General features: G+C 59.7%; 20 protein-coding genes, 1 other RNA gene and 1 pseudogene. 11 read left to right on the forward strand and 11 right to left on the reverse strand.

Going from position 1 to position 26,723, the window contains the following annotated elements; genetic code table 11:
• Window positions 1-95: 95 nt before the first annotated feature.
• Complete coding sequence (locus KJF94_RS00210) at window positions 96-1,502, reverse strand: DUF2252 domain-containing protein (protein WP_214380557.1); 1,407 nt, start codon at window positions 1,500-1,502, stop codon at window positions 96-98.
• A 90-nt stretch (window positions 1,503-1,592) separates the two neighbouring features.
• Window positions 1,593-1,688 (reverse strand): annotated as a pseudogene (locus KJF94_RS30010) (hydrolase); the annotation flags it as partial.
• Window positions 1,689-2,052: 364 nt separating this feature from the next.
• Here KJF94_RS30010 and KJF94_RS00215 point away from each other — a divergent pair.
• The 10 genes from KJF94_RS00215 to KJF94_RS00260 all read left to right on the forward strand — a co-directional run bounded on the left by KJF94_RS00215 (window position 2,053) and on the right by KJF94_RS00260 (window position 16,895).
• The gene (locus tag KJF94_RS00215) at window positions 2,053-2,985 is read left to right on the forward strand and encodes an NAD-dependent epimerase/dehydratase family protein (RefSeq protein WP_214380558.1); all 933 of its coding nucleotides are present in this window, start codon (window positions 2,053-2,055) and stop codon (window positions 2,983-2,985) included.
• A 62-nt stretch (window positions 2,986-3,047) separates the two neighbouring features.
• Window positions 3,048-5,861, forward strand: coding sequence for a bifunctional glycoside hydrolase/polysaccharide deacetylase family protein (locus KJF94_RS00220; RefSeq protein WP_214380559.1), 2,814 nt, complete (start codon window positions 3,048-3,050; stop codon window positions 5,859-5,861).
• Window positions 5,839-9,462, forward strand: a complete 3,624-nt coding sequence (locus KJF94_RS00225; protein ID WP_214380560.1) for a tetratricopeptide repeat protein — start codon at window positions 5,839-5,841, stop codon at window positions 9,460-9,462. Before KJF94_RS00220 ends, KJF94_RS00225 begins: the two co-directional genes overlap by 23 nt.
• A 26-nt stretch (window positions 9,463-9,488) precedes the next feature.
• Window positions 9,489-10,007, forward strand: a complete 519-nt coding sequence (locus KJF94_RS00230) for a penicillin-binding protein activator LpoB (protein WP_214380561.1) — start codon at window positions 9,489-9,491, stop codon at window positions 10,005-10,007.
• A 5-nt stretch (window positions 10,008-10,012) separates the two neighbouring features.
• The gene (locus KJF94_RS00235) at window positions 10,013-11,380 is read left to right on the forward strand and encodes a PelD GGDEF domain-containing protein (protein ID WP_250548205.1); all 1,368 of its coding nucleotides are present in this window, start codon (window positions 10,013-10,015) and stop codon (window positions 11,378-11,380) included.
• Entirely contained in the window at window positions 11,358-12,347 is a 990-nt protein-coding gene (locus tag KJF94_RS00240; protein ID WP_214380562.1) for a HEAT repeat domain-containing protein, read from the forward strand. The genes KJF94_RS00235 and KJF94_RS00240 overlap by 23 nt, the downstream gene beginning before the upstream one ends.
• Window positions 12,344-13,858: a GT4 family glycosyltransferase PelF gene (gene pelF, locus KJF94_RS00245; RefSeq protein WP_214380563.1), complete on the forward strand. Its 1,515-nt coding sequence runs from the start codon at window positions 12,344-12,346 to the stop codon at window positions 13,856-13,858. Before KJF94_RS00240 ends, pelF begins: the two co-directional genes overlap by 4 nt.
• Window positions 13,859-15,232: an exopolysaccharide Pel transporter PelG gene (pelG, locus tag KJF94_RS00250; protein ID WP_214380564.1), complete on the forward strand. Its 1,374-nt coding sequence runs from the start codon at window positions 13,859-13,861 to the stop codon at window positions 15,230-15,232.
• A 268-nt stretch (window positions 15,233-15,500) separates the two neighbouring features.
• On the forward strand, window positions 15,501-16,439 hold the full coding sequence (locus tag KJF94_RS00255) for an enoyl-CoA hydratase/isomerase family protein (RefSeq protein ID WP_214380565.1): 939 nt from the start codon (window positions 15,501-15,503) through the stop codon (window positions 16,437-16,439).
• A gap of 33 nt (window positions 16,440-16,472) precedes the next feature.
• Complete coding sequence (locus KJF94_RS00260; RefSeq protein ID WP_214380566.1) at window positions 16,473-16,895, forward strand: organic hydroperoxide resistance protein; 423 nt, start codon at window positions 16,473-16,475, stop codon at window positions 16,893-16,895.
• A 100-nt stretch (window positions 16,896-16,995) separates the two neighbouring features.
• Here KJF94_RS00260 and KJF94_RS00265 read toward each other — a convergent pair whose 3' ends face one another.
• Entirely contained in the window at window positions 16,996-17,541 is a 546-nt protein-coding gene (locus KJF94_RS00265; protein WP_214380567.1) for a DUF4410 domain-containing protein, read from the reverse strand.
• Between the two features lie 161 nt (window positions 17,542-17,702).
• Window positions 17,703-18,077, reverse strand: coding sequence for a winged helix-turn-helix transcriptional regulator (locus KJF94_RS00270; protein WP_214380568.1), 375 nt, complete (start codon window positions 18,075-18,077; stop codon window positions 17,703-17,705).
• A gap of 90 nt (window positions 18,078-18,167) precedes the next feature.
• Here KJF94_RS00270 and KJF94_RS00275 point away from each other — a divergent pair, with 90 nt between their 5' ends.
• Window positions 18,168-19,325 (forward strand): alkene reductase, encoded by a 1,158-nt coding sequence (locus KJF94_RS00275; RefSeq protein WP_214380569.1) that lies wholly within the window; start codon window positions 18,168-18,170, stop codon window positions 19,323-19,325.
• A gap of 154 nt (window positions 19,326-19,479) precedes the next feature.
• Here the strand turns inward: KJF94_RS00275 and ssrA are convergent.
• The 7 genes from ssrA to KJF94_RS00310 all read right to left on the reverse strand — a co-directional run bounded on the left by ssrA (window position 19,480) and on the right by KJF94_RS00310 (window position 26,679).
• Window positions 19,480-19,876: a transfer-messenger RNA gene (ssrA, locus tag KJF94_RS00280) on the reverse strand.
• A 95-nt stretch (window positions 19,877-19,971) separates the two neighbouring features.
• Complete coding sequence (locus KJF94_RS00285; RefSeq protein WP_214380570.1) at window positions 19,972-20,250, reverse strand: hypothetical protein; 279 nt, start codon at window positions 20,248-20,250, stop codon at window positions 19,972-19,974.
• 272 nt (window positions 20,251-20,522) lie between these two features.
• Window positions 20,523-20,795 (reverse strand): hypothetical protein, encoded by a 273-nt coding sequence (locus tag KJF94_RS00290; RefSeq protein ID WP_214380571.1) that lies wholly within the window; start codon window positions 20,793-20,795, stop codon window positions 20,523-20,525.
• Between the two features lie 130 nt (window positions 20,796-20,925).
• The gene (locus tag KJF94_RS00295; RefSeq protein WP_214380572.1) at window positions 20,926-23,736 is read right to left on the reverse strand and encodes an FAD-binding and (Fe-S)-binding domain-containing protein; all 2,811 of its coding nucleotides are present in this window, start codon (window positions 23,734-23,736) and stop codon (window positions 20,926-20,928) included.
• Window positions 23,733-24,404: a LutC/YkgG family protein gene (locus tag KJF94_RS00300; RefSeq protein ID WP_214380573.1), complete on the reverse strand. Its 672-nt coding sequence runs from the start codon at window positions 24,402-24,404 to the stop codon at window positions 23,733-23,735. Before KJF94_RS00300 ends, KJF94_RS00295 begins: the two co-directional genes overlap by 4 nt.
• A complete protein-coding gene (locus tag KJF94_RS00305; RefSeq protein ID WP_214380574.1) occupies window positions 24,404-25,858 on the reverse strand; it encodes a LutB/LldF family L-lactate oxidation iron-sulfur protein in 1,455 nt (484 codons plus the stop codon). Before KJF94_RS00305 ends, KJF94_RS00300 begins: the two co-directional genes overlap by 1 nt.
• Window positions 25,855-26,679 carry a (Fe-S)-binding protein gene (locus tag KJF94_RS00310; RefSeq protein ID WP_214380575.1) on the reverse strand — a complete coding sequence of 275 codons (825 nt, stop codon included), beginning with the start codon at window positions 26,677-26,679 and terminating at the stop codon, window positions 25,855-25,857. Before KJF94_RS00310 ends, KJF94_RS00305 begins: the two co-directional genes overlap by 4 nt.
• Window positions 26,680-26,723: the final 44 nt, after the last annotated feature.

Consider the following 26,723-nt stretch of genomic DNA (forward strand, 5'->3'; position numbering starts at 1 on the left):
GTAGTTTCTTGAATGAGCGAGGGCAATGTACCGGTTGGCGAGGCGCAGTGGGGTGAAGAAAAATTCATGTGGCTCAAAGGCCGTCTTCAGTACGACTACGGCAAATGATCCGCGGCAAAATCGGCTTCCGAACGTGCGCGTAACCGGCCTTTGCGGCAGGCCTGCTGAAAGCGCTCAAAGTCCTGCTCGTTCTGTTCGGCGTAGCGTTGTGCATACTTGAACAGCGCATCGGCCAGTGCTTCGCTTTTGCCAATATAGCCACTGATCAGCGCGGCTTGCCCCGAAGACTTGGCATGGGCGCGGGCCAGGGCGCGGCCGCAGATCCGCCCATAGGCGGCGAACGCATCAGCGTCAAAGGTCTCGAGTTCGGCCGAGACCTTCATGTCGCGCAACTGGCGCACGTAGAAGTGGCGCCCGCTGGGGCCGGTGGTCCAGCCCAGAAACAGGTCGCTGGCGGACTGCATCAGTCGCTGGCCATCGACCACGCGCTGACCGTTATGCCGCACCCGCGATTGGGTCTTCACGTAATCGGCGAGCACCGAACGCCGTGCTTCCTTGAATTGCAGAAACAACGGGAATCCTTGATCGTCGGTCAGCAGGGCCACCAGACAGCGGGTGCCCACACTGCCCACGCCGACGACTTTGAACGCCATGTCCTGGGCATGAAAACGGGATAAAAGTGCTCGGCGGTCGGCTTGAAGGGTGCCCGGATAATCGCGCATGAATGCGTCGTAAAGCGGTCGCCAATCCGAGAGACGCAGCCAGTCATCGTCGGCATCCAGCAGCGTGGTGTGGTTGTGCAGGTGGAAGATTTCCGGCAGGTCATCGCGAATGATCAGGCGATCCTGCGCGTCACGCTCACTGATTTTCGGCAGCAGTTCGGCATGGGTGCGCCGCTCGGCTTTTTCGATGGCCCGTTCCACATGCTCCAACGTGGCCTTGCTCGTTTGCTGGCGCAGGTCGTCGCAACGGATGGACTCGTACCAGGTTTCCAGCGAGCTTTGTTCAGCACATTCGAGCAGGGTCTGTTGATAAGCGCCGACCACGTCATGGCAGACCGTTTCTTCGACGGTTTCACCATGTCGCAGATCGCGCGCGGCAACCAGAAAGCTCGCCACCAGACGTTTCAGATCCCACTCCCAGGGGCCGGGATGGGCTTCGTCGAAATCGTTGACGCTGAACAGCAGATTGCGTTCGGGCGTGGCGAAACCGCCGAAGTTCATCAAGTGACAATCGCCGCAGATCGGCGACACCAGGCCCATGTTCGGTGTGCCGGCCAGGTCGTGGGCATGCAACAGTGCATTGCCGCGATAAAAGGTGAACGGCGAGACGAGCATGCGACCGTAACGCAGCTCGCCCAACGACTTGATCCGGCCTTCGCTTGACGCCTTGATCAGCGGCAGTGGATCGCGGGGTGTTTTGCTCATCGACGCGTGAGCATTGCGCGGGCAGTTCTTGCGAGCGTTCTTGCCTTGCTTCAAGCGGTCTTTGAGGGTGGCCATGGGGGCTCGGCGTTGGGGGCTTATGCGGATGGAGTGTAGAAGAGCGGGAAGATTTCATTCGGTGGGATACGCTCTTCTTATCTCGCGCCTGGGTAGGCAGCCGACAAGTCTCCGGATGCCGTCGATCAGCCATTGCGGTGGGGCGAAACCGGGCTGAACGTCAACGATAAGGAGGGCGTGATGCATGCTGTGGGCTCCACAGGGGGCGGTGTCGCATGAGCCATTGTATGTCGACGTGTATTTATTAAATGTCGTCAATATAGTGGCGTTTTTTCAGGATGGACAACCGTGCGGCGGCGACCAAGACAAACTATTGACAGTATCCTCGCGATCTCACATCATCGGCGCCGCGTTAATGGCCTAGCGCCATAAAGTCGACATTGGCCCGCACAAAACCGAGCCATGAATTTGAACCTTCGAGATTGAGACGATGTCGCAGTCTCAGGCGTGATGGGCTAAGTGCCATCAGCCTGGATCAATGATATACAGAGTCACCGTTGGGCGGACTTTACATACGAAGTGTCCGTGTGAATCTTCAGGAAGAAACTTCATGTTTGATGGGCGAATACTGGTTACCGGCGGTGCAGGATTTATTGGGTCACACCTTGTGGAAGCTTTGCTTGGCAAAGGCTACAAGGTTCGCGTACTGGATAATTTGTCGACCGGTAAGGTCGGTAATCTGCCGGTCGGTAATGCCAATCTGAACCTCGTTGTCGGCGATGTAGCGGACGGTGCCGCTGTAGAACAGGCCATGCGTGATTGCACCGCAGTCGTGCATCTGGCGGCGGTGGCCTCGGTACAAGCGTCGGTAGATGATCCGGTCGGCACCCATCAAAGCAACTTCGTCGGCACGCTCAATGTGTGTGAGCACATGTTGAAGGCCGGGATCAAGCGCGTGGTATTCGCTTCCAGCGCGGCCATCTACGGCAACAATGGCGAAGGCTCGGCGATTGATGAGGACACCCCCAAGTCCCCGCTCACGCCTTATGCCAGCGACAAACTGGCCAGCGAGTATTACCTGGACTTCTATCGCCGTGAACATGGCCTGGAGCCGGTGATCCTGAGGTTCTTCAATATCTTCGGCCCGCGCCAGGACCCTTCGTCGCCGTACTCCGGCGTGATCAGCATTTTCACCGAACGGGCCATGGCCCGGCAGCCTGTGGCGATTTTCGGCGACGGCGAACAGACCCGTGATTTCGTTTACGTCCAAGACCTGGTGAGCATTCTCGTCCAGGCCGTAGAAGCGAGCGAACCGAGCCCCGGTGCGGTGAATGTCGGGCTGGGTCGTTCCACCAGCCTCAACGACCTGATCACCGAATTAGGGAGCGCCACCGGCAATCCCTTGACGGTGAATTATCAGGCTCCGCGTCAAGGCGACATACGCCATTCGCGCGCCAACAACGCTCGCCTGCTGGAGCGTTTTACGCTCCCGGCACCGACCTCGATCGGCAACGGTTTAGCGCAGCTTCTGCGCAGCTTGTAACCCGCCCGCTCCTCATGTTGGACGTTCGAGTAGTATCGGTTCAGTCATTTCAAGAGTGAATTATGGAAATCGTTTTTCGCAGGACGCGTGTCCGCGCGGTTGCCAAGCGGCTCTTCGCGGCCCTGGCACTTTTCGTGAGCGGGCCAGCCGTCCAGGCTTCAGCATTGCCGTCACCTTCCAGCGTGGTTTTTTGGTACGCCGACCAGCCCCCATTGTCCGAGCTGGCTCAGTTCGATTGGGCTGTGGTCGAGCCGGGGCATATGACGGCGAGCGATGTCAAAACCTTGCGCAAGCTGGGCAGCCATCCGTTTGCCTATGTGTCGGTGGGCGAATTCGATGGCAACAAGGCTGCCATCGACAAGGCGGGGCTGCGTGATGCGGTCAGCCCGGTGCGAAACGATTCCTGGAACAGTCAGGTCATGGACCTCACCGTGTCGGCCTGGCGCGAGCATTTGCTCGGCCGTGCCAAGGCGTTGCAGGCAGAAGGTTATGACGGTCTGTTTCTCGACACCCTCGACAGCTTTCAGCTGTTGCCACCAGCCTCGCGGGAAGCGCAACGGGTTGCCCTCGCCAGTCTGCTGCGCGAACTGCACAAGCGTCAGCCCACGCTGAAACTGTTTTTCAATCGCGGATTTGAAGTGCTGCCCGAGCTTGATGGTGTCGCGGCAGCGGTAGCTTTTGAATCCATGTATGCCGGCTGGGATGCTGCCGCCAAGCGTTATCGTCCGGTGCCGGAATCCGATCGCCAGTGGTTGCTGGGCGAGTTGCAACCTTTGCGTGCCAAAGGCATCCCGCTGGTGGCGATCGACTATCTGCCGCCGGAGCGCCGTGACGAAGCGCGCAAGCTGGCCAAGCGTCTGCGCGAAGAAGGCTTCATCCCCTTCATCAGTACGCCTGAACTGGACTCGATGGGCATCAGCAACATCGAAGTCCAGCCGCGTCGAATCGCGCTGGTTTTCGATCCGCGCGAAGATGACTTGATCAATAACTCCGGGCATACCCTGCTCGGCGGCTTGCTCGAATACCTCGGCTACCGGGTCGATTACCTGGCCGCCGACAGTTCATTGCCGGAGCATCGTTTTCGCGGTTTGTACGCGGGCATCGTTACCTGGATGACCACCGGCCCGCCGCAGGACAGTTCGGCCTTCAATCGCTGGCTCGGCAAGCGCCTGGACGAACAGGTGCCGCTGGTGTTTTTCGCGGGTCTGCCGGTTGAGGACAGTGGTCTGCTCAAGCGACTGGGCCTGAGCCGCTCGCTCGCGCCAGGCACCCAGGCCGTGACCATTACCTATCAGGACAAATCGCTGATCGGGGCGTTCGAAGCACCGGTGCAGCCCCGATCCCGTGACTTGACGCCAGTTTCGGTATTGCCCAATGGACCCAAGGCAGCCTTGTCGCTGACCGGCAAAAGTGGCCAGACATACGTTCCGGTGGCCGTTGCCGAGTGGGGCGGCCTGGCGCTCTCGCCGTACATTCTCGAAGTGAACAACGAACGCAGTCGCTGGATTCTCGATCCGTTTGCGTTCTTGCAGGCCAGCTTGCACCTGCCGATGCAACCGCGTCCGGATACCACCACGGAAAACGGTCGCCGCATCGCGACAGTGCACATTGATGGCGATGGTTTCCCGTCGCGCGCCGAGGTGCGTGGCTCGCCTTATGCCGGCAAGCAAGTGCTCGATGATTTCATTCGGCCAAACCCGTTTCTGACCTCGGTGTCGATCATCGAAGGCGAGATTTCGCCGCGCGGGATGTTCCCGCACCTGGCGCGAGAACTGGAGCCTATCGCGCGTGATTTGTTTGCCAGCCCGAAAGTCGAAGTGGCCACTCACACCTTCAGCCATCCGTTCTTCATGCAGCCGGAAGTGGCGCAGAAACGCGAAAACTTCGACGCGGAATACGGCTTGAAAATGGCCATTCCGGGCTACGACAAACTCGATTTCCATCGCGAGGTTTTTGGCTCGCGTGACTACATCAATCAGCATCTGACCACCCCGGAAAAGCCAGTGAAGATGATCTTCTGGCCGGGCGATGCCTTGCCGTCGGCCGCCACCATCAAAATGGCCTACGACGCCGGTCTGAAAAACGTCAACGGCGCCTCGACCATGCTGACCAAGGCCAATCCCTCGCTGACGGGGTTGAACCCGCTGTTAAGGCCCACCGAAGGTGGTCTGCAGTATTACGCGCCGATCATCAACGAGAACCTTTACACCAATCTATGGAAGGGGCCGTACTACGGTTTCCGCGATGTGATCGATACCTTTGAATTGACCGACAGCCCACGGCGGCTGCGCGGCCTGCACCTCTATTACCATTTCTATTCGAGCACCAAGCAGGCCTCGATCAAGGCCATGAACGAGATCTACGGCTACATGCGCGACCAGCAGCCGATGTCGCTGTGGATGAGCGACTACCTTGATCGTCTGCACGGTCTGTATCAGTCCAGCCTGGCTCGTACCGCCGACGGTGCCTGGCAGGTCCGCGGCATGGATGCGTTGCGCACGCTGCGACTCGACCCGCAAATGGGTTGGCCGGATCTGCTGCGCTCCCAAGGCGTCGCCGGGGTTCGCGATTTGCCGCAGGGGCGCTATGTGCACTTGAGCAGCGACCAGGCATTGCTCGTCCTGCGTCCTGACCGCGATCCAAGGCCAGCACTGGAGGAAGCCAATTTACCGTTGCAGCAGTGGCGTTATCTGGATGACCGGCGCGTGAGCTTTTCGTTTGCAGGTCAAATAGACCTGACCTTCTCGGTGCGCTCGGCAAGCGCTTGCCGGGTCGAGGTGGATGGGCAGCGTTTTGCAGGCAAGGCCTCGGCTGGTCTGTGGACTTTTCAATTACCTATGAAACAGGTGAGTAATGCTCAACTCATCTGCGACTAACTCTTCAGCCACTAAAAGCAGTCGCCTGCTCAATCCATGGGCCCTGGCGGTGGTGGCGGTTGCCGTGGGAGGTCTGCTGTGGGCGACTTTCCAGCGTGAAGAAGTGTTCCAGCCCGATGGTCGTGAGCCGGATGCGGTCTCGGCCAACTATGCCGAGTTGCTGCTGACCGCACACCCGGAAGACGAGCATCTGCGGCTGCAATTGATCGATCTGTTGATCCGTCTCGGCGACTACACCAAAGCACGCCAGCACGTGGAAAACTGGCCAAAGCCGAACCCGCAATTGCAGGCGTATTACCGGCTGGAGCTGGATGCGCTGGAAGCTGCAAAAGACAGCGATCTGATCACGCAACAGGCCCTGGTCGAGCGTCTGAAAAGCTTTGACCACCGCTTGTTGCCGTTGCCGCAATTACAGAGCCTGGCCAAGCTCGCGCTAACATTGCAGGCGCCGGCCTTCGCCGCCAGCGTCTATGAGGAAATCGCCGCGCGTGATCCACAACAGCGTAGCGCTGCCCTCAAGTCCGCCGCGCAATGGTATCTGGCGGGCGAACAGCCGGAGCGCGCCGCAGCAATCTACCTGGAACTGAAAAAGGACAGCGATCAGGCCGCCGAACGCCGGGAGTACGCACAACTCGCGTTCAACAGCTTGTTGGCCTCCGGAAAGGGAGCGCAGGCTACGCAGGTGCTCGCCGATGAGATCGATCAGCTGATCAATCCGCAAACCGATGTGGCCTGGGTGCAGCAGGGCGTTGATGTCGCGATCGCGAGCAACCGTCCCGACCTGGCGCAACGCTTCCTGGATCAGTGGCGTCTTCTGGAACCGGACAATACAGAAATCCTGCGCAAGGAATTCAGCATGCGTCTGGCGCTTGGCGATTTGCCCGGCGCCTGGGACAGCGGTCAGCAACTGTTGGTCGAACATCCCGAAGACCTGGATCTGCTGGAGCAAATGGCTCGGCTCGGAGAGTGGCGCGGTGAAAGCGAAGCCGCGCTTGGCTACTGGATTCGTTTGCTGGAACTGCATGAAACACCGGAGACCCGTGAACATGCCTGGCGGCTGGCCATCCAGCAGTTTGACTTTGACCGGGCGATTCCATTACTCGCCGACATCATGGACCAACGTGCGCTGACCGACATCGAACTCGACGCGCTGATTTACGGCCATGAGTCGCGGGGCACACCGGAACAGGCCGAAGCCTGGCTGCGTGCCTACTTGCGCAAGTACCCGACCCATCGTCTGGCCTGGACGCGTCTGCTGCAAAACCTGGAAAACACCGGGCAGTTCGCGGCCAAGGCCGAGGTCTACAAGAGCTATTCAAAACGTTTTGCCCTCACCACCACCGAGCGGGTCGATTGGGTCGACACCGACCTGAAGCTGTTTGACAACCAAGCCGCATGGCAGGTGTTGCAGGTCGATAACAGCAAGATCGACGATCCCAAATACTGGCGTTCCCGGGCTGCAGTCGCCTGGAACCTGGAACTGGACGATGAACTGCAGGTGGCTCTGGAGAAAATGCTCGCGCTCAAGGGCTCGCTGGGTATCGGCGAAGAGAGTCAGTTGATCACCCTTTACCGCACCAGCAATCCACGGCGTGCGTTGGAGTTGATGGTCGACAGCTGGAAGCGCACCCACGATGGGCAGCGCCTGGAACAGGCATTGCAGCTGGCCCAGGAGCTGCAGGACTGGCCGCTGGTGATCGCACTGCTCAAGGATGCCGAACAATACCCGGGTATTTACGAGCAGGATCAGGTGCTGGCGGTACGCGGTGCCCTTGCGACTCAGCAGGGTCAGGACGAGGAGGCCGAGCGCTTGTACCTGCTGGGCTTGTCGCGCTACCCCGATGACAACCTGTTTCGCGAGCGCCTGATGTGGCTCTACGTCGATCAGGGCAACACCGCCAGACTCAAGCCGTTGCTGACGGAATGGAAAGCCCGGGCGCGTACAGACCGGGTGTTGTGGTTGCCGTTCGCCAGTGCCAGCCAGATGCTCGGACGCAGTAGCGAAGCGCTGGCCTGGTATCGGATGTACCTCAAGAGCAGTCCTCAGGATTGGCTGGTACAGGCGGCTTATGCCGATGCGCTGGACGGTGCCGGTTATCAGGATTCGGCTCAGCGTTTGCGCCTGAAATTGCTGCGCAGCCCCGAGAGTGAAAACCTTCAACCATCGTCCCAGCGTTACGTGATCTGGTTGCGCCTGATGGCCAGCAGTTATTCGCCACGAAAGGCTCAGCAAGAAGTGCAGAAGTGGCAGGACGGCTCGCCGGCGATGCTGCAATTGTGGTTCGAGCGTTTGCTGGCGCGCCTGGACGCGACCAATCAGGAATCGCAGAAAGACCAATGGCTGGAGTGGGCGCGTGGCCAGGGCTTGAAAGTCGACCGCTATGAGCAGATTCAGCAAGCGCTGCGAAGCCGCAACAAGGCACAGGTCGAAACACTGTTGGCGAGTAGCGATCTGAACCCGGCACAGCGGGCCCAGGCCCTCAGTCGCCTTGGGCGCGTCAACGAAGCGCTGGATACCAACCTGTCAGCGCTCGGTGACGAGCAACCCGAGGCGGTGCGCGACCAACTGCGACGTCAGGCCGTGGAGATTCACGAAAGCACGCCGCAAGGCGCGCTGCTGTCGTGGCAGGATCAGGATTTTGGCGGCGTCGCGTTCAACGCTCCGCGCCTGCAAATTGCCCACAATCTGGGGGACAAGTGGTACGCCGATCTTGAGTTGGAACAGGGCACTTACGATGGCGACGACGTACGTTCATCGAAAATCGGTGAGGAGCGTAACGCGGCCCTGACCCTGATTCGCCCGGTGGAAAACGGCAGTTATAAGCTGTTCGCCGACACCAGTCAGCGCAAGGACGACGACCGCAATGGACTGGGCCTTTCCCGGACCTGGCAGTTGGGCGTCAGTGATGAGCTCGAAACCGGTCTGGACTGGCATCGCAAAAGTGAAGACAGTGGCTTGATGCGCGCTTTCGGTCAGCAGGACCGTGTATGGGTCGGTGGTCGTCATGGCCTGACCGCACGGGATCAGTTGAGCTGGGAAGTCGCCCGCAGGTCGTTCTCCACACGTGCAGGCGACTCGCTGGGTAATGGCGAGGCGCTGAAGCTGGAACTCAATCACACGCTGGAATTCGCCGGTCCCAACTGGACCGTGCGCAGTGGTGTCGACTACCAGCACAACAATGTGAATGACCGCAGGCTGGATGACCTGTCGAGTCGCAATGGCGGCCCGGTGATCGTGCCCGATCAGGCGCGAGATCCTGAAACCAACGAACTCGACCCCACCGATACCGAAACCGTCATGGGCAGCGACTTGCTGCAAAGTCGCTATGGCCAGCTCTATGTCGGCACGTCCTGGCGTCGCGGCATCCCCGGCGCACTGGTTCGCACCAAGCCGCAATACACCTGGCTGGTGGATGTGACGGCAGGCTGGCAATGGCTTGATCAAACTTTTAACTACGGCATCAATACCGGGATCGGTTTTGAAGTGCTGGGTGATGACGAACTGGCCCTGACCTTCGGCTACCAATCCGCGCCACAAGGCGGGGATGGTCAGTCCGGCGGAACACTGGGTGTGAGCTACGGCGTGCGGTTTGGACGCTGATCATGGAATGTCTACGGAGAAAAACTATGCAAGCAATTCGTAATCTGGGCCTGGCGCTCGCCGTCCTGTTCGTCGCCGGTTGCGCCAGCTTCACCGATGAAGCCAGCCCGAACCTGCCGCGCAACGCGCAGTGGGGCATCGTGCCGATGATCAACTATTCGCAGACGCCACAGGCCGGTGAACGCAGCGAGCAGATCCTGCTCAGTGTGCTCAGCAGCCACGGCCTGCAACCGCGGGTTTACCCGGTCAGCACCCAGGGCGAACAAGCGCTGATGGATGACAACGAGCGTCTGGCCGGAGCCCTGGAATGGGCGCGCGAGCAGAAACTCGATTACGTGATTGCCGGCAGCGTTGAAGAGTGGCAGTACAAGAACGGCCTGGACGGCGAGCCAGCGGTCGGCATCAGCCTGCGTGTACTGGAAGGCAGCAGCGGTCGCGTACTCTGGAGCAAGAGTGGCGCACGTGCCGGCTGGTCCCGTGAAAGCCTCGCGGGCACCGCTCAAACGGTGCTCGACAAACTTGTTGGCGCCCTTCGGTTCGAGTGATTGCAATGAATTCTCCCCACATGGATTACAGCCTGGCGCCTCAAGCCAGCGGCCCGGTGTCTTGGCTGGAAACGTTTCTGGTGACCGGCGCGGCCGTCGGCCTGGGCTTGTGGCTGACCCCTGAAGACCCGTTGCAGATACACGGCGGGTTCCCCTGGCCGATTCTGGCGCCGCTGCTGCTGGGCGTGCGCTACGGTTTTGTGCGCGGCCTGTTCAGCGCCAGCCTGCTGGTGCTGGCGATGTTTGCCCTGCGCCGTACCGGTCTCGAAGGCTACGCCCAAATCGATCCGTCATTCATTGTTGGCGTGCTGGTTTGCGGGATGCTGGTGGGTGAGGTTCGCGATCAGTGGATGCGGCGCCTGGAGCGGCTGCAGATGGCCAACGAATATCGTCAGTACCGTCTCGACGAGTTCACCCGGGCGCACCAGATTCTGCGGGTCTCCCACGACCTGCTCGAGCAGCGCGTGGCCGGCAGCGACCAGAGCCTGCGCAGCTCCTTGCTGGGCTTGCGCGAAAAATTGCGGGTGATGCCGGACGCAGGCGATGCGTTGACCGCGCTGGCAGACCCGATCACGGCGATGCTTGGGCAGTACGGCGCGTTGCGCGTGGCCGGTCTGTACCGCGTTGACGAGCGTGAAGAAAATGTCTTGCCTGACGCGTTGGCAACGATCGGCGTCATGGGGCCGTTGGGCACCGAGGACGGTCTGGTCAAGCTGTGCCTGGAGCGCGGCGAACTGGTGAGCGTGCGTCAGGAGCTGATTGATTCCGGCACCTCGGCGCAGTTCTCATCGTTGCAGGCGTGCATCCCGTTGATCGATGCCGAGGGGCGTCTGCTGGCGATTCTGGCGGTTCGGCAGATGCCGTTCTTCGCCTTCCAGGATCGCACCCTGAGCCTGTTGGCGCTGCTCGCCGGGCACATCGCCGACCTGTTGCGCCGGGACCCGCAAGTGCTTCAACTGCCCGACGCCGATGCACAGCAATTCACCCTGCAGCTCAAGCGTTCGCTGGTGGATGTCGAGAAACACAAATTGCCGGCCGGGCTGTTTGCCTTTGAAATGACTCGCCCCAACGACGAGCTGACGCGTCTGCTGGAACGCAGCCAGCGCGGTCTCGATTTGCACTTGCCGGTGCGCAACAATCGCGATCATCGACTGTTGCTGGTGCTCTTGCCGTTGACCAGCCCGCAGGGCACCGAAGGTTATCTGGCGCGTATCAGCCTGTTGTTGCATGAGCACTTTGGCATTGAAAGTGACATGGCGAGCCTGGGTGTGCGGGTGATGCCTTTCAATCTGGAGCCTGGCTGTGAACGCGACGGGCTGCGTAATTTCCTGTTCAACGAGTGTGGCCTGAATGATCAGCAAGTGGCTGTTTAGCGGAGCCTTGTTGTTAGAGGCGGGCAGCTGGGCCAGTTTGTGGCTCGCGGCGCCCGAGTTGCAACAATTGCTGGTGTTCACCCTCAGCCATGGTCTGGCGTGCGTGCTGTTGTGCGCCGCGGTGTGGCTGCTGTTGCCAGCACGCTACCGTGCGCCGTTGCCCTGGAGCCCGCTGTTCATTTTCAGCCTGGCGTTCTTTGTGCCGGTGATCGGTACGCTCGGTGTGGTCGCGTCGATCTTTCCGGCGCTGTACCTGCCGCGCAAACGCGACAAGCAAGCCTGGCAAGCCGTCGGTATTCCGAGCCTGCCGTATCGCGCGCAGCTGCAATTGCATTCACCGATCTTTGCCGACGGCGGTTTGCAGGATGTGCTGCGCCATGCGCCCGATCCGGATCAGCGTCTGGCCGCGTTGCTGGCCACGCGACGCATGCCGGGCAAGGAAGCGGTGCCGATTCTCAAACTGGCACTGGGTGATCCCAGCGACGACGTGCGGCTACTGGCGTACTCGATGCTCGACAAGCAGGAAAGCGACATCAACCTGCGCATCCAGATCGCCCTGGGGCAACTGGGCGGCGCCAATGCCAAAACCGTAGGTGCGCTGCATGGCACGCTGGCGCGCTGGTATTGGGAGCTGGCGTACCTCGGCCTGGCGCAAGGCAGTGTGCTCGAACACGTGCTCAACCAGGCCAGCGAACACGCCGAGCTAGGGCTTGAAGCGGGCGAGGGTGGTGAGCTGTTCTTGCTGGCCGGACGCATTGCGCTGGAGCGAGGTGATATCGAGCGTGCCGAAGTGCTCTTGCATCAGGCCCAGGACAACGGCATGGGTGCCGCACAGGTATTGCCGTTCCACGCCGAACTGGCGTTCGAGGCCGGTCGTTATCACGAAATTCCCGGGTTGCTCGAGAAACTTCCCGAGAAAACCCGTCAGCGGCCACCGTTCGCTGAGCTGGTGAGGAGCTGGACATGAATCACAAGGAAGCGGCGCCGACTGCCGACATCTGTCTGCTGCTCGAAGGCACCTGGCCTTACGTGCGCGGCGGCGTGTCGAGCTGGATTCATCAGATGATTCTCGGCCTGCCGGAGCTGACCTTCTCAGTGATGTTCATCGGCGGCCAACGTTCGGCCTACCCGTCGCGGCGCTATGAAGTCCCGTCGAATGTGCTGCACATCGAAGAAGTGTTTCTCGAGGATGCGACCCATCCGACCAACACCCGTGGAACGCCGCGAGAGGCCGACCCGCAGCAGCTGCTGGATCTGTATCGTTTCCTCCATCACCCGGACGCGCCGGAGCCCGAGCTGGGCGAGCGTCTGCTCGATTGCATCGCGCAGGGCCGCATGACCCTCGATGACGTACTGCGCAGCCGCGCCAGTTGGGAGGCGTTGAGCGAAGGGTATCGGCTGCATTGCGCCGACCCGTCCTTCGTCAATTATTTCTGGACCCTGCGTTCGATGCAGTCGCCGTTGCTGATGCTCGCCGAAGCGTCACGAAAAATGCCGCGAGCGCGGATGCTGCATTCGATTTCCACTGGTTACGCCGGACTGCTGGGGTGCATTCTCAAGCAGCGCTGGAACTGCACCTACCTGCTCAGCGAGCACGGGATTTACACCAAGGAACGCAAGATCGACCTGGCCCAGGCCAGCTGGATCGCCGAAAGCTCCGGCCAGGCGCTCAACCGCAGTCTCGATGCCGGCTCGGGTTACATCCGCACCTTGTGGGTTCGCTTCTTCGAACGCATTGGTCAGCTGACCTACAACAGCGCCGACAACATCATCGCGTTGTATGACGGCAACCGTCAGCGGCAGATCAAGGACGGCGCCGACCCGGCCCGCACGCAGGTCATTCCGAACGGCATCGACCTGCCGCAGTGGACCGCGGCACTGGAATCCCGTGCGCCCGGTATTACACCTGTTGTGGGCTTGATCGGACGTGTGGTGCCGATCAAGGACGTGAAAACCTTCCTGCGAGCCATGCGCGGTGTGATCAGCGCCATGCCGGAGGCCGAAGGCTGGATTGTCGGTCCCGAAGAGGAAGACCCGGAATACGTCAGCGAATGCCGCAGCCTGATGGCCAGCCTGGGTCTGGAGGGCAAGGTGCATTTCCTTGGTTTCCAGCGCATCCAGGACATCCTGCCGAAACTCGGCCTGATGGTGCTGACCTCGATCAGCGAGGCGCAACCGCTGGTGATCCTCGAAGCCTGGGCCGCCGGTACGCCGGTGGTCAGCAGCGATGTGGGCTCGTGCCGCGAATTGATCGAAGGCGGCAGCGCCGAAGACCGCGACCTCGGCCTGGCCGGCAAAGTGGTGGCGATTGCCGATCCACAGGCCACCTGCGCCGCGATCCTCGAACTGCTGCGCAGCCCGCAACGCTGGCAGGCCGCTCAGGCCAGCGGCTTGCTGCGGGTCAATCGTTACTACACCGAAGCCTTGATGCTGCAGCGTTATCGCGACTTGTATCAAGCAGCCATGGAGAACAGTTAAATGGCCGGCATTGGCTTCGAACTGCGCAAGATCCTTTCGCGCGACTCCTACACCGCGACCTTGCACGCCTACATATATGCCGGTCTGATCAGCTCCGGGCCCTGGGTGTTGTCGATCATCAGTGTGATGCTGGTGGGCATCATCAGTCTGGGCCTTGTGATACCCAACACGTTGGTGGGGCAGTTTCTGGTGACGGTGACCTACCTGATGGCCACCTCGTTGATTCTCACGGGTGGCTTGCAGCTGTTCTTCACCCGGTTCGTATCCGACCGGTTGTTCGAGCACAAGTACGAACAGATCCTCCCCAACTTGCTGGGCATCCTGTTGCTGGTCACGCTCGCTGCCGGCGTGCTGGGCATCATCGTGCTGGCGGTGTTATTCGATCAGCCGCTGATCTACCGGGTGCTGGTGCTGTCGAATTTCGTGGTGCTGTGCAACTTGTGGCTGGTGATCATCTTCCTGTCGGGGATGAAGGCCTATAACCGCATTCTGCTGGTCATGCTGGTGGGCTACACGCTGATGGTCGCCAGCGCCTATGTGCTGAGCTTCCTGAAGCTACCGGGCTTGCTGCTGGCGCTGTTGATCGGGCACAGCGCGCTGCTGTTCCTGTTCCTCTACGACATCCTGCGCGAGTACCGAGCAGAGAAACTGATCGCCTTCGATTTCCTCGACCGTCGTCACGTTTTTCTCAGCCTGCTCGCCACCGGTTTCTTCTACAACTTCGGCATCTGGATCGACAAGTTCCTGTTCTGGTTCAACCCCGGCACCTCGAACATCGTCATCGGTCCGCTACGCGCGTCTATCCTGTATGACCTGCCGATCTTCCTCGCCTACCTGGCAATCATCCCGGGGATGGCGGTGTTCCTGGTGCGCATCGAAACCGATTTTGCCGAATGGTATGACCGTCTGTTCCGGGCGATCCGCGAGGGCGAAACCTTGCAGCACATCGGTTCGCTGAAAACCGAGATGACCTTGTCGATCCGTCAGGGCCTACTGGAAATCTGCAAGGTGCAGGGGCTGACGGTGGTGCTGTTGTTCCTGTTTGCGCCGCGTCTGCTGGATTGGCTGGGTATCTCCAGCTACTACCTGCCGCTGTTCTACATCGACCTGATCGGCGTCAGTATCCAAGTGGTGTTCATGGCGTTGCTCAACGTGTTCTTCTACCTGGACAAGCGCACCGTGGTGCTGGAGTTGTGCGTGCTGTTCGCGGTGTTGAACGGGGCGCTGACGCTGCTGAGCATGTACCTTGGCCCAAGCTTCTTTGGCTACGGGTTCACGCTGTCGTTGCTGGTCTGTGTACTGCTCGGGCTGCACCGACTGTCCACGGCGCTGGAAGACCTGGAGTACGACACCTTCATGTTGTCATCGCGCTAACCGTTCTTCCGGGCATAAAAAAGGCACTGGCGATCATCGCCAAGTGCCTTTTTTTTCGCCTGATGGCTTCCGACTGACGTCACTTGAAAGACCAAGGTACGCTGCTAACCTTGATCATTCGGAGCTGCCGACGAAAGACGATCTGTTCCGGGCCACCTCTTGATGCGAGTGCCACTCGATCGATCAAGCCGTCCCCCGCCCCCACATCCCATCGACTCCTGGCGATATCTCCGACACGTGTCTTTCGATAGCGCTCTGGAGATGTCACATGAAACTACAGTTGCTGAGTGCAGCGCTCATGATCGCCGCTATGGCGTCGGCCAGTCTGACCTTCGCCGGTGAGACGGCCCCGGCCGCCACATCGAAATCAACCACCCAAGCTGTCAAACAGGAGATCAAACTCACACGCGTCACCCCCGAGTATTGGCGCGTCACGTTCCACAATCCGCCGTACAACATCTACGGCCCGGAAACCATGCCGCAATTGAACGAGGTCATCACCGCGCTCGAGACCGATCCGAAGGTCAAAGTGGTGGTGTTCGATAGCGACGTTCCGGATTTCTTCCTCACCCACTATGACTTTGTGCCGCCGCTGACGGACACGACGAGCCTGCCCAATGGCCCCACCGGCTTGCCTCCGCTGCCGGACATGCTGGTTCGCTTGAGCAAGGCGCCGGTCGTATCGATCGTGTCGATTCGCGGTCGTGCCACCGGTGTCGGCAGTGAGCTGTCACTGGCCAGCGACATGCGCTTTGCCAGTCGCGAAAAGGCCATTCTCTCGCAATGGGAAATCGGCGCCGCACTGGTGCCGGGTGGTGGCCCCATGGCTCGTTTGCCGCGGCTGATGGGGCGTGGGCGCGCACTGGAAGTGCTGCTCACCGGTAACGATATCGATGGCGACCTCGCGGAACGCTATGGCTACGTCAATCGGGCGCTGCCCGATGCCGAGCTCGACGCGTTCGTCGACACCATGGCCCGCCGCATCGCCAGGTTTGACAAGCAGTCGATCACCGACATCAAACGCCTCGTCGACGCCGCCAGCCTGCCACCGAACGACGCCATCGCTGCCGAATGGGACGGGTTCATCGGCTCGGTGAAACGTCCGGCGGCACAGCAACGGATCAAGCAATTGATGGAGCTTGGCTTGCAGAAGAATGCGGATGTTGAAAAACGCCTGGCGCATCACACCGGCACCCTCGGCGACTGATCAAAACGATCTCGTCTATCAGGAGTTACTGTCATGAGCACTGCATTGGAAACCGTTCTCTACACCGCAAAAACCCACACCGTCGGCGGCCGCACGGGCACCGGCAAATCCAGCGATGGCGAGCTGGACGTGAAATTCAGTTCCCCGGGTTCAGGCAAACCGGGGACCAATCCGGAGCAACTGTTTGCATTGGGTTATTCAGCCTGTTTCATCGGTGCGATACAGGTCGCCGCCGGGAAGCTGAAAGTCAAATTGCCCGAGGACACGTCTGTGGACGCCGAGGTGGATCTGGGCAAAACCAGTAGCGGGGATTTTCAGCTGGCGGTCCGGTTGAACGTCAATATTCCTGGCCTGGAGGAGAGCGTGAAACGGGAGTTGGCTGAGACTGCGCATCAGCTCTGCCCGTATTCGCGGATGACACGCGACGGTGTGAAGGTTGAGTTGAAAGTCGTTTGATCGCTGGATAAAAAATCCAGGCAACAAAAAAGCCGTGAAGCTCGATTTCTCGAAGCTTTACGGCTTTTTTTGGTCTTTCTGGTAAGACGATGGCTTCAGATCACTTGGCCTTCGCGTTCTTGATGTCGCTGATGATCTGCTGCGCAATCGCCTGAACCTGTTTTTTGGTCATGGCCGACATAACGCCCTCCCATGCCGACGACGAGGTGTCATAGGTCCGGGTTCCTATCAGGCTCCCCGATTTCAAGTCAGAAAAGTCTGCACTTGAATTGACCCAGGCGTTGCCCACCATAATGCCAGCGCCATAGCGTGCACCCGGCGTCAGATAGCGGAAGTTGCTCACGTTAATGGTGATGCCGACGCCATCCTTATTGCCCGGGCTCAAGGCCTGAGTCTCTGTCAGGCCATAACCCGCGCGCGCAGCTTCAGCCTGCAGGGCTTCATTCCAGTCACGTTGCAAAAGCGGCCAGTCCTCATTCTGCCGGACCTTGTCGTTCCCCTTGAAATTGACCACCAGGTTTTGCTTGGCAGATTCCTGGATCGCCAGCGTTCCCGTGCCGCCACCTTTCACCGACGCCGCGCAACCGCTCAGGAGTGATACGGCCAGCAGGCATGAAACGGAGAACAGAAATTTTGGATTTTTCATTGAATGTCCATATCCACAAAGAAGGGGGGGGGGCTGATAGCGATTTGATGGCTAGCAGGCTGCGAGCGCGCAATCCTGATGGCGAACCGCTCATCCAGTCAAGCTTCCCGCCGGTAGTTCGTTGCCACTTGACCGCCTGAGGTTCGAATGGCGATAGCCCGCTATAAGTAACTGCGAACAACCGCATCACATGGCAGCAGCCTATCGAGCTCGTCGAGCTCCGTGGCGTGATGGACACCCCACTCGATCAAAGAATCCAGAATGCTCCGCAGGCTTTCGCCAAGCGGGGTGAGCAGGTATTCGATCCCCTGACGATCCTCGGCACTGGGTTGCCGGGTCACCATGCCATGTTCCTCAAGCGCTCGGAGTTGCTCGATCAATACCTTCTGTGAGACGCCGACAATGCGCTTCTCCAGGCCACAGGTGCGTTGCGGACCGTCCAGCAGCACATGAAGGATGACCGCCTTCCAGCGCCCGGAGAGGATTGCCAGCGTCCGCTCGATCGGCAAACCTGGAAGTCTATTGAGGGTCTTCATGTGCTTCCACTGACAAAACGGTGTGTAGATGGGGGCGACTATCGAACCGTACATTTTCCTTCCGATCAGAACCGACCCGAAGGAAGAGCCATGATAGACCTGTTTGATTCTCAATTGGTTGGCGGCACCGTTCTGCTGAAGAACCGTATTGTCATGGCGCCCATGACTCGCACGCGGACGTCCGATGGCGACGTCCCGAACGAGTTGATGGCCACCTACTATGGGCAGCGAGCCAGTGCCGGCCTGATCGTGGCCGAGGCAACCGACGTTGCTCCGTCCAGCAACGGCTACGCGATGACCCCCGGCATTTACACGGATGCTCAGCGGCAGGGCTGGCGTTTGGTGACCGATCAGGTTCACCGCAATGGCGGCACGATATTTTTGCAGTTATGGCACGTCGGCAGGATGGCCCATTCATCGCTCATGCCGAACGGCGAGGCGCCTTGGGGTGTGACCGAGGAAAGGGCTGAGTCGCAGGTGTTTGCCCACGGCCCGGACGGTAAGCTGGACCCTATCCCCGCAGGCAAGCCCAGGCGCTTGAGGACGGATGAGGTGTTTGCGTTGATCAACACCTTTACCCAAAGATGCGTCCAGTCTCGCGAGGCTGGATTTGACGGCGTCGAAATCCACGGAGCCAACGGCTATTTGTTCGAGCAGTTCATGAACTCGGTACTCAATACGCGCACCGATTGCTTCGGAGGCAGTAGCGTTGAAAACCGTACACGGTTCCTGTTGGAAGTCGTTGAAGCGGCGGTACGTGCGTTGGGACCGGGACGCGTGGGTGTCCGCCTGTCCCCGTTTGGCAAGTTCAACGGTATTCCGGCGGACCCTCGCACTGAGGAAACCTTGCTGTACGTTGCCGAGCGTCTAGGGCGTTTAGGTGTCGCGTATCTGCACCTGGTCTATGAACTGATGCCTGAGGCGAACATGGAGGTCGCCCAGTTCAAAGCCAATTATCTCGACCACGCTTTGCTCAGGAAAATACGGAAGGCGTTTTCTGGCGCAATCATCTGGTGCGGCGGTTTCACTGACCGCAAGAGCGCGCAGGATGCGCTGGACACAGGGTTGGTGGACCTGATCGGTTTCGGCAGGCCGTATATTGCAAACCCGGATCTGGCTGAGCGTCTCAAGCACGGCTGGCCGATAGCCGAAGCGGACCGATCAACTTACTACACTCGACGCGGTGGAACGGGTTACACGGACTTCCCGGCGTTCGCGATGGTTCGTGCTGCGTGCGGCGCAGTCTGACCGCGGCGATGGAGCGAGCAGGCGTTGGGTGCGGGCGGTTCTGACGACGCCTGCTGGTGGCCAAGGGGTAGACCCAAGTGGACGTTTGATGCCTTGATTTTTCTGAATTTCAGGCACAAAAAAAGACGTCCTTGGACGTCTTTTTTCGTTGAAGTGGTGGAGCCGGGGGGATTTGAACCCCCGTCCGCCAGTACTCCGCTGTCGGTACTACATGCGTAGCCGTTTCTATTAAGTTAACCCTCAGCGACCCGAAGGGCAGGGTGCTTTGGGCGAGTTGTGTAAGTTTTAGCCGCTTCGTCCACAACGTACTGCACGGCGATTCTGTTCTATATGACAATCACTTTGGGTTTACAGACATCCCCTGGTGATTGCTGGACCCGAAGGTACCAGAAGCTCAGGTCTAAAGCTGCTTACGCAGCGAGAGAGAATTCCTGGCCGTAGTTTTCGTCATTGGCAACTATAAGTAGTTGCAACAGTGGATTTACGAGTTCTGTTACCAACTCGGCATGCACCTAAAGTTTCGCAACCGGCGTCGAATCCTAAACGGCCCCGAGCCTGTTGCTCTGTGAATCAAAGTGAGCAACAAGCCTGCGCAGTGTACGCCAACGCGGCTCAGAAGGCCAACCCGAAGGTTGGCCACCGCAGATTATGGGGTGGGTTGATTGCGCAGTTGGTCAGCGAGTGCCGATGCCTGTGTGGCCTCGGTGACGCATTTTTTGTCGTCCCCGGACGCTTGGGAAGCTTCGGCGCTGGACATCAGCCTTTTGATCTCCATCGCGGTGTTGCTGGAGCTCGCCGGCAGTGAATTCATTTTGCTTTTGAGCTCTTGCAGCTTGCTCGTACAAAGATTGTTGTCCGCAGCAAATACGGGAGAGGCCAACATTGCAGCAGAAATGAACAGACCAGCGAGTGCGGTACGTTTCATGGATATCTCCTTGAACTGATGGTCTCGGTGCTGCCGTGTGAGCGTGCGGCTCGGCCGAGGTCCGAAAATAAGCCACGATTGATGAGGCCTGCTTAAAAGACTCCGACGCTGCGCAGGAATTCGGTTTTTGCAAAAAAAGTGATGGAAATACTTTTTTATAGAACCAAACCCCAGAGGCAGCAAAACCCGCACTTGGCGGGTTTTGGTTTGCATCATATTGGGTGGCACCGGGCGGAGCAGAACGCCAACCCGAAGGTTGGCATTGTGCCGGGTTACTTCCCGCCTTTGTTCGCGTTCTTGATTTGCTGGATGGTTTGCTCGGTCTCGGCGATGCAATCATTAGTCCCTTCCTTGGTGCCTTTTGCCTGATCGGCTTGGGCTTTCTTGACGCTGTCCATAACCTGATCACTCATCTCCGGAGGAGTCTGTGCCTTGGCATTTTCGATGGTTTTCAAATTGACCGCACAGAGGTCTTCGGCGGCAAACGAGGGGGACGCCATCAGCGAGACAGTAACGAACAGACCTAACAGTACAGAACGTTTCATGTGTATCTCCTTGAACTGAGGGTCCAGGCATCTGCTGGCCATCAGAACGGGCTGCCGAGTGTGGGAAAGGCCCGGCAATCTCCGGGCTTAATCAGTGGACTACGGCGGCGCGTCAGGGTTCTATTTTTCTTCAGAGGGCCCTTGCCCGAGTTACCCGATCCACAAGATAGACCAGCCCGTGGTAGTCAATTCCACCGTGTTGCGTCAGACCGATCTCACAGGTGCGGCTGGTCGAAATCCCCTCGCTGCACTGTTGCACCGCATCCTTGAGCGTGCGCAGCGAATGGGCGTTCAGCTCCGGCGTGGTAAAGCCCTTGTCGCCGGCAAATCCACAGCAGTGAATACCTTCGGGAATGACCACGGTTTTGCTGCACTTGCGCGCCAGATCGATCAGCGCCTGACTTTCCCCCAGGTGCTGTGTGCTGCACGTAACGTGCACCGCGATTGGCGCTTCCTGCGGCGTGAATTCGAGCCTGTCCATCAAATGCGTACGGATGAAACGCACCGGATCGTACAGATCCAGTCGAACATCACCCAGGTCCTGAACCAGACGCAGCGTGCAGGGGCTGGTGTCGCAGTAAATCGGATCGAGCCCGCCACGGCTGGCGTGCAGCAACGCGCCGATCAGCTCCTGGCGTTTGTGTTCGGCTTGCTCGGCGTAGCCCTTGGAGGCGAACGGCTGACCGCAGCAAAGGCTGTCCTGATTGTCCGGAAAGACGACCTGATAACCGGCTTTTTCCAGCAAGCCACGGGTTTTGTCGTACAGCGACATTTGTTCTTTATCACCGGCCGCAGGCCCCATCACCCGCGAGACGCAGGCTGCCAGGTACACCACTCGCGGACGCGCATCCGTCACGGTCGGGCTGAAGCGAATGGCCTTTTCTGGCTGTGGCATGGCGTTGGTCCATTGCGGGACCTGACCTTTGGACAGCTTGGTCAGCGTTGCCGAAAGCTTCGCCAAACGTGGCGCCCCCAGCAGCATCCGCGCACCGTTGGCCACGTGCAGGGTGAAACGTGCGCCTTGCAACGCGGTGGCGAAATTGCCTTCAAGCCAGTTGGCAGTTTTCGTATGCGTCGCCTTACGGCTTCGGAGCTTTTTCACCAACTCGCCGGTGTTGATTCCTACAGGGCAACGCTGGGCGCACAACCCGGTGGCGGCGCAGGTGTCGATGCCTTGGTATTCGTAAGCGGCTTCGAGTTCAGTGGTGTCCACGCCGGCGCGTTTTTTCGCCTGAATGTCTCGCCAGATCACGATGCGCTGGCGCGGGCTCAGGGTCAGGCCTTTCGAGGGGCAAACTGGCTCGCAGAAACCGCACTCGATGCACTTGTCCACAATCTCGTCGGCGGCCGGCAGCGGTTTCAGATGCTTCAAGTGGATCTGCGGATCGTCGCTGAGCACCACGTCGGGATTGAGAATGCCGTTAGGGTCGAGCAGGCGTTTGAGCTGCCACATCAACTGGTAGGCATCGCTGCCCCATTCCAGTTCGACGAAGGGCGCCATGTTGCGGCCGGTACCGTGCTCGGCCTTCAGCGAACCGCCGAATTCCACGGCGACCAATTGCGCGACGTCATCCATGAACGCCTGATAGCGTGCGACTTCTTCCGGGTTGTTGAAGCCCTGGGTGAAGACAAAGTGCAGATTGCCTTCCAGGGCGTGCCCGAAAAGGATCGCTTCGTCGTAGTGATGTTTGTCGAACAGCTCGATCAGACGGTTTACGCCGATGGCCAGTTGTTCCACCGGGAAGGTCACGTCTTCGATGATCACCGTGGTGCCGGTTTTGCGCACCGCACCAACGGCGGGAAAGGTGTCCTTGCGAATCGCCCAGAGGCGGGCGTTTTCGACTGGGTCTTCGGTGAAGTCGACCTGTTTCTCCACCGGGAATGAGGCCAGCGACGCCATGATTTGCGCCAGTTGCTCATGCAGCAAAGTGGATGACGCTGCGCGAGATTCGATCAGCAGGGCGCAGGCATTGTTCGACAGATGCTGTACGAAAGCAGGCATGCCGGGTTTGTTCTGCACCGAGCGCAGACTGCGGCGGTCCAACAGTTCCACGGCCGACACCGGTTGGCTTTTCAGTACGGTGACGGCGTTGCAGCAGGTTTCCACATCCGGGAACACAATCAGCGCCGACGCTTTGTTCGGGTGGTCGATCACGGTGTCGTAAGTCACTGCACTGATGAACCCGAGCGTGCCTTCGGAACCCACCAGCAAGTGGCTCAAGATATCCACAGGCTCATCGAAATCCACCAGGGCGTTGAGTGACAGGCCGGTGGTATTTTTCAGACGATACTTGTGGCGGATTTTTGCGGCCAGTTCGGAATTGGCGCGGGTCTCGCGACCCAGTGTCGCCAGACGATCAAGCACCGTTGCGTGACTCTCGCGAAACGCCGCGACACTCGCCGCATCTTCGGTATCGAGGCGGCTGCCGTCGGCGAGCACCAGGCGAATACCGGCCAGCGTGTGATAGGTGTTTTGCGCCGTGCCGCAGCACATGCCGCTGGCATTGTTGGCGACAATGCCACCGATTTTGCAGGCGTTGATCGAGGCGGGGTCCGGACCGATCTTGCGCCCGAACGGTGCCAGCCACGCATTGGCCTGCGCGCCGATCACGCCCGGTTGCAGGCGGATTTGCGTGCCCTGGCCGCGGATCTCGCGACCGTTCCAGTTATCCCCAAGCACGATCAGCACCGAATCGCTGATGGCCTGGCCGGACAGGCTGGTGCCTGCGGCGCGGAAGGTCACCGGGACTTGATCCCGTTGCGCCAGTCCGAGCAGTGCCACCACTTCGTCTTCGGATTCGACGCGGATCACCAGTTTCGGAATCAGCCGGTAGAAACTGGCGTCGGTACCGAAGGCCAATGTCGACAGTGGATCGTCGAAACGCCGCTCTTGGGGGATCAGTTTCTGTGCATCTCGCAGGAAAGCGGCCGGTAGAGTCATTGGTCCTCCAGGATCAAAACCACCAGGTCTTTCGGGCCGTGAGCGCCGTAGGCCAGGACCTGCTCGATGTCGGCGGTCTTCGACGGGCCGGAGACCAACAGCGCGTTGGTCGGCATGCCTTGCGCCCAGTTGAATTCCTGTTGCACCTGATAGAAGTTGTCGCGGATTTCACTGGCCTTGAGCAGCGCGAAATGCACCGGCGGCACCAGGCTCATCAGGCGGGGTTCTTCCCGCGTCGGCCAGAGAATCAGACTACCTGTGGCGGCGATTGCGCCGAGGGTGGTGGTGAGGCTGGCCGGGGTGTCGTTAAACAGCTCGACTTTCCACTCTTCCACCGGACGGTCGTAGGACTTAAGCGTCGGCAGACCAGGATTTTTTGCCCAGTGCTGAGAGACACGTTGACCGTGCGGCGTCGTCGGCGCGATCAACAGGCTCGGCAACTGACGATCCCGCAGCAACTGAGCCAGCAACGAAGGCCAGGCTTCGGCGGACGTCAGGTGGATTTCCGTGTGCACCGCTTCCATCAGTTTGCGCAATTGCGGAATGCGTTGCTCGGGCGCGTAGGTGTAGGGCGCTGTCACCAGTTCGACGTCGAATTCGTCAGGCACGGGCGTGGTGCCGGTCAGACTATTCCGTAACTTGGCGAGGATATTTTGTTTGGCGCTCATCAGCGTTCTCCCTGTTTGGCCAGATGCTCGCGGGCCATGTCGTGCAGTGAGCGGGCAGCGGGTTTCGGGGCGCTGTGGTTTTGCGTCCACGGGCCGACGTTACTCGGGGCGAGGGCGCGCAGGCGTGTGGCGAAAAAGCCGAACAGCCGATACAGCGTCGGCGAGCTGTTGAGCTTCGCCCAGGCATTCCAGATAAAGCGTTCCTTGCGCGAATACTTGCTGCCCTGGCCGCGCATGACTTGATGCGGACTGTCCGGGGCTTTGACGTTCTCTTCCCGCAGGCGGCGAAGTAACGCAGGGATAGGGATTTTTACCGGGCAGACTTCACCGCAGGCACCGCACAGCGACGACGCGCTCGGATGGTCCGGGACGTTCGCCAGACCGACCATGTGCGGGGTGATGATTTTTCCGATAGGCCCAGGGTAAACCTCCCCATAGGCGTGACCGCCGATTCGAGTGTAGACCGGGCAATGATTCATACAGGCGCCGCAGCGAATGCAGTTCAGGGTCTGGCGCAATTCACTGTCAGCGAAGGCCTGGCTGCGACCGTTGTCCAGCAACACCAGATGCACTTCCTGCGGGCCGTCGAGTTCCTGGGCCTTGCGCGGGCCGGAGATCATGTTGACGTAGGTGGTGATCGGCTGGCCAAGGGCCGAGCGGGTCAGCAGCGACAACAGCGGCACCACGTCACGCAGGTTTTCCACGACTTTTTCGATGCCGGTGACAGCGATGTGCACCGGCGGCACCGTGGTGGTCATGCGGCCGTTGCCTTCGTTTTCCACCAGCAGCAGGGTGCCGGTTTCGGCCACGGCGAAGTTGACGCCGGAGACGCCGATGTCCGCTTCGAAGAATTTCTGTCGCAAGACTTTGCGACCGATCTGAATGAGTTGGTCAACGTCCTTGGTGTACTCCACGCCAAGTTTGTCGTGGAACAAGGACGCGACCTGACCGGCATTCTTGTGGATCGCCGGCATAATAATGTGTGAAGGCTTCTCGTGGTCGAGCTGGACGATGTACTCGCCCATGTCCGATTCCAGACATTCAATGCCACGTTCAGCGAGGAAATGGTTCATCTCCATTTCTTCGCTGACCATCGATTTGCCCTTGATCACTTGCCGCCCCTCGTGAGCGCGGATGATCGAAAGGACGATGCCATTGGCCTCGTCCACCGTTTCCGCCCAGTGCACTGTCACACCGTTGCGGGTCAGGTTCTGTTCAAGCTGCTCGAGCAGGTCGGGCAACTTCGATAACGCACGGGCGCGGACAGCATTGCCCAGCGCTCGCAAATGTTCTCTTTCATGGGCATCGCTGAAGGACGTTGCCCGTTTTGTCATCAGTGAATCCATCGCAGTGCGAAAGTTGTTTCGCAATTGCTTGTCACCCAGCGCCGTGTGAGCCCGGGTGCGAAAGTCTTCTTCTACGGCAACCGTAGGAATAATCGCGGAAGCGTTCATTGGCCGCCTCCGGTTCGCTGCCAGAGGAAAGTGGCCAGATGCTGACCGCGCAACGCTTCCTTCTGTTTCTCCAGCGAGCCGTTGATGTTCATCAGGCAACCGCAGTCGGCACTGAGTACCTTGTGCGCGCCGGATTCCTTCAACGACCGGGTCTTGTCAGCCACCATTGCGCCGGAAATGTCTGGCATACGGACGCTGAATGTCCCACCAAAGCCACAGCATTCACTTTCATGGCTATGGTCGACGCGCTCCACATTGCCCAACTGCGCCAACAACTCGCGGCCGTGCAGGTGGGTGTTCATCTCGCGACGTGCCGAGCACGAGGTGTGCAACGCCACTTTTACCGGTTCGCCGCTGTCCTTGAGGCGCACCTTGCAGACGAACAACAGGAACTCGGCCAACTCATACGTCCGGGCGGCCAGCGCCTGAACCTGTTTCAGTGTTTCCGGCTCATCCTTGAACAAGTCGGCGTAGTGTTCGCGCAACATGCCGGCACACGATCCCGACGGCACCACCACTGGATAGTCGCCAGCGAACAGCGCCAATTGCGAGCGTGCAACGGTCCGGGCCTGGTCGGTGTAACCGGAGGTGTAGGCCGGTTGCCCGCAACAGCTTTGCCCCTGCGGGTATTCGACACGAATGCCTTCGCGTTCCAGCAGGTGAATCGCATCCATCCCGGCTTCCGGGTAGAACAAATCCACCACGCAGGTCCCGAACAGGTAGACCCGAGTCGGCTTTTCGCTGGGGTATTGCCGAGGCTCGGGCAGTGGCGGGGCGACGCGGGTCGCGTTCGGCACGGCGTTGTAAAAAAGCTCGCTCATCAGGCGTGTCTCCGGGTGGGCCCGGTTATCCGTCCGCTGAGGCT

Origin of the sequence: Pseudomonas hormoni (assembly GCF_018502625.1) — a bacterium.
Taxonomy (GTDB): Bacteria; Pseudomonadota; Gammaproteobacteria; order Pseudomonadales; family Pseudomonadaceae; genus Aquipseudomonas; species Aquipseudomonas hormoni.